At 43.7% G+C, this 4,401-nt stretch carries 2 protein-coding genes; both read right to left on the reverse strand.

Translation table 11 applies throughout. The features are described from left to right. Positions 1-31: 31 nt before the first annotated feature. A complete protein-coding gene (locus tag AACT21_RS07020; RefSeq protein WP_017047186.1) occupies positions 32-1,276 on the reverse strand; it encodes a DUF1552 domain-containing protein in 1,245 nt (414 codons plus the stop codon). Between the two features lie 5 nt (positions 1,277-1,281). Continuing rightward, complete coding sequence (locus AACT21_RS07025; protein ID WP_254917172.1) at positions 1,282-4,335, reverse strand: DUF1592 domain-containing protein; 3,054 nt, start codon at positions 4,333-4,335, stop codon at positions 1,282-1,284. Positions 4,336-4,401: the final 66 nt, after the last annotated feature.

Below are 4,401 nucleotides of genomic sequence, written 5' to 3' on the forward strand. Positions count from 1 at the left end.
TTCATGAACACTCATGAACTTATCATCGATTTTATTTAAATAACCCTGGGATGGGGCTATTCGTATACGGGGCATTTAATCCATAAGCATCCGAGAATGAACGCAAAACTCCCCCCATATTCCCTGTGGTATTTTGAACCAGACGTCCGCCGTTGGCCGTATTCAATTGAGTATTCTGGCCACCGAGTAATACAGCAGGTAAATCATTAGAGCTATGTGCGTTACCATCATCCATTTCTGACGAGATCATGATAATGGTATTGTCAAACAGCGAGCTGCCACCCACCTCTGGATCAGGGATTTTTTTCAACTGATCAATGAGTTTTGTTACGCTGCTCAAATACCATTGGCGGTGCCTAATGTACGTCTCCTTAATCGTGCTACTCCCATAATGTGACGCATCATGCGGAACCATAGCACTGACGCTTGCCACTTGCGCTGAATCGTTAGACGTACCCAGCGACAACGTGACTACGCGAGTCTTACCACAAGCCAAAGCCAAAATGGTATTCGCCACTTGCAAGTTCAACGTAAGGTCACGGCCATTACCCTGATTTAACTGATCATAAATGTAAGTAGGGCATTCACCCGTTACAATACCTGAACTTTGTAACTCTTCCTGAAGTGAAGCCCCTACACTGTCCATCGTTTGTAACTTGCTTGCCGCCACTTGTTCCAATTGAGTTTGTAGAATCTGTACGTCTTCTAAGCTGCTTGCCAGTAACCTCAACTTTTTTACGTCCTGCGGAGATTCACCACTACCACTTTCTCCAGCGAACAGATCATTGTAAACCTGATGTGGCGAATCCGTAGCGCGTAAAGCACCATTGGGTGATCGGGTGGCAACAAAACCGCCATGCCCCCAATAATTGGTGTCTACTCCTAAACGCAAAGCTTTTTTGGCCATTCCAGAACCGTATTGCTGTTCACAGTGGTAATCGAGCGATCCTTGGCCTTCTCGTTCCTGCATTTGGCCCTTATAACCATCATGCCCGCTGCCTCCTTGAGATTTATTGCCTTCAATGAAAACGGCATAATCTTTATAGTTTTCAAGTGGTGAGGTACAAGCATTCATGGCAAGTTGACCACCACTAATAGTTGGGTGCCAAGTTCCTCGTGGGTAACCGTCAGAAAAACTGATAAAGATGAACTTTGGGCTTGTTGAAGAACGGCCAGCATGCACATTGAAACTAGGGAGACCCAAACCAGCCATTACACCTAGTGCTACCGAACCTTTAATCAGCTGGCGGCGAGTTAATTGTATATTCTCTTTCATGCGACTTACTCTCTTACCAATACAGTTTCAGACATCAAGACATCACGTATTAAGTCTTTGATTTTTTCAATTTTTGAATAGTCAGCTGATAGGTCAGTCAACATTTCTGTTTTTTCACCAATTAAGTAGGCGAAATAGTTTTTGATAAACGCATTCTTCGCTAACTCATCATCAGACATTAAGTTCGCTAAACCATGTAAGTTTGAAAATTGACCAACAGTGGTACCAAATTTATTCACTAAGGTGCCGTCAGTAGATAAAGCAACATTCGGGTATTCTGTGCCTTCAATAGAAATATAATTCTCTGTTGAACGGTATTTACCTGTTTTATCGATAACATCCATCGCAAAACCCACATGGTTCATTTTTTCATGACAAGCCCAACACTGAGGATTCGCAGGCCCAGTGCCTTGAGTCCAATAATCACGTGTCGAGTGATCACCTTCAATACTTGAGGGAGTGGCTCCTGTCGGTGGTGCATCATTCCAGTCAAGTAATGAACGCTGTACCATTCGGCCACGTGGAATTGGACGGGTTTTATTGTCATCGGCGTAAGCAACGGCAACCGCACCTAAACTGAGCAAACCTAGACCACGACTTTCTGGTACTTTCACAGGGTTAAAGGTGTTTCCTGTAACAATGCCAAAACCGTAGTACTGCGCGAGGTCTTTGTTAATGAAAGTGGTATCGGAAGACATTAAATCGCTGTAGGTACCTTTCTTGTCATTAAATACAGTATCAGCCACATACAGTTTCAATTCTTCCAGCATATCTCGGCCAAGCTTTTCTGTTAGGTCTCCTCGATTAACTACAACTCGACTTTCATCAAAATCTAACGTTTGCATAACGAAGCGGGTAAAATTATCAATCGCTTTGGGGTCATCTAGCATACGGTCAATTTCAGCACTCAATACCGATGGCGTTAACAAGGTTCCATTTTTTGCTTTATCCCACAGTGGTTGGTCTGGCGCCGAACCCCATAAGCGGTAAGCCACCATCGAAGCAACTTCGTAAGCGTTTAGGTTATATTTACCTTGATCATTTGGCGTACCAAACTCAGTTCTGTATAAAAATGCCGGTGAAACTAACATGTTTAATATTGAACCTTTGGCATCTGAAATAAGGTATTTATCTCGCTCTTGTTCAGTGAGTGGGCGATGGAATAAACGTTCGCCAATACTGGTCAGCCAAGAATCAAGGCAGTTTTCATCGCTACCTTCATAATCACCGATCAGAAGCCACGGCTTCGCTGACCCGGAAGTCACGTAGTTTTGATCTGGTTCAGATCCACGACTCCAAGTTACCGCTAAGTATTCCTTCGCCTTGTAGTGGACCTGTGTTTTGGTATGCCCTTCATAAATAGTGCTGGCATTCCAGGCCTCAACACTATTTCCACCCACAGCGCAACCACTCGCGCTGGCAATATCCAACTGCTCGCCTACGGCTAAAGCCGCATTAAGGTAACTATCAAACTTATCATTGGTCATATAACCCATATTGGCAGGGTTAGAGTAAAAATACTCCACCATGGTACTGCGGTCATCAAGGGGTAAGAGATCACTATCAATCGAAACATTCAGTAAATCTTTGACTGTATTGATATATTCTTGACGTGAAAGCAGCAGCATGTTTCTCTGGCCATACCCCGACGCAACTTCCGGTTCTAACCAATAATCAGCCCATAGTTCTTCAAGGTAGTCAGACATAGTGATTTGGCAATTTTCATCACAAAAAACACCTGATTTTGTCGTCATGCTGGCGATTTTTTTCTCAATGGCTTTATCGTCAAACTGGAACGCTTCAATCAATTGGGTTGATGGTGATCTATCCGCACTGATTTCTAAATTTTTCCCCGGACCGTGACATTTAGCGCAAGTCGTCGCGAGCAAATGCTCACCATAACCCTGTATGCTAGAAAACGTTTTGTACGTCCATGCAACTTTTGGGGCATTTTGCGCTGAATCAACAACAATTTCTGTTTGATTATATGGCTCTGGAATGCTGCGTAGTGTAAATGGAAATTTAACCGAATAGGTTCCTTGCGGAATATTTAACCCCGTTTCAATACCCCAAATAAAATCTGCGGGTACTGTCTCGCTTCCTGAAACTAAATTGAGTGCGCGCAAATTTTCACTCGCATCCACAGGTTTTTGAGGTGCACGAACAATAAGATTTGAGTCATCAACTTCTTCGGGGCGAACGACCGTATGTACTACCGTATCTTTATCGATACCACCACGGCCATCGTCAACAGTCAGTTCAAATTCATATTGCGTTGTACCGGGCGTTCTTGGGCGAATTTTTGCTACATCGCTCGTTGCATCCTCGATATTTATCGACGGCCCACCAATTTGACGCCAGCTAAAACTCAATTCATCGCCATCTGGATCACTCGAATTTTGTCCCCATAACCAGACTTCACTTGAGCCTTCATGCGTATGATCCAACCCCGCATTCGCTTTAGGTGGTTTATTTTGATCAATGATTGGCTTGGGATTAATGATATGAGTCACCGTATCACTACTTGCGGCTTTGCCGTCATTCACGGTTAGCTTAAAGACATAGCTTGTCGATGAAGTAACATCACCAGGGCGGAAAATAGCCACATCGTTAGCTGCATTCTCAATCGTTACTGTCGGGCCGCTGACCTGCTCCCAGAGAAACGTCAAGGCGTCACCATCAGGATCACTGGACTGATTACCTTGTAATAATACTTGTGTAGGTGCTTCATGAGAGCCATCTTGACCAGCATTAGCTAATGGGGGTTGGTTCTGCGGTTCACCACCTAAACATTGCCCTGATTCTCGTTCAAGTAACAACCAAGGCTGTATACCCCATCCTAGTTCTGAAGAGGACGTAGGGCCATCAAGGTCAGGTACATTATGTGGGCTTGCTGACCATTTGGCTTTAAATAACCCATTTTGATAACAAACTTGGGAATGAGTTACATAGGATTTTGCCTGCCATTCATCGGCAGCAAACGCATATTGCGCATATTGACTTGCTATTACAGCTAATATAGCGACCGTATATATGCTTACTCTTTTATCTTTTTTCACAAATAATACTCTCCCGTATTTATGCACATCAATAATCATGCATCGAAACCAACATATGGATAATTA

Source organism: Vibrio sp. V08_P9A1T1 (genome assembly GCF_963874405.1).
Taxonomy (GTDB): Bacteria; Pseudomonadota; Gammaproteobacteria; order Enterobacterales; family Vibrionaceae; genus Vibrio; species Vibrio anguillarum.

Excerpts from the sequence above, each read along its gene's own strand:
- AACT21_RS07020 (WP_017047186.1), bottom strand. The coding sequence starts at position 1,276 with ATGAAAGAGAATATACAATTAACTCGCCGCCAGCTGATTAAAGGTTCG.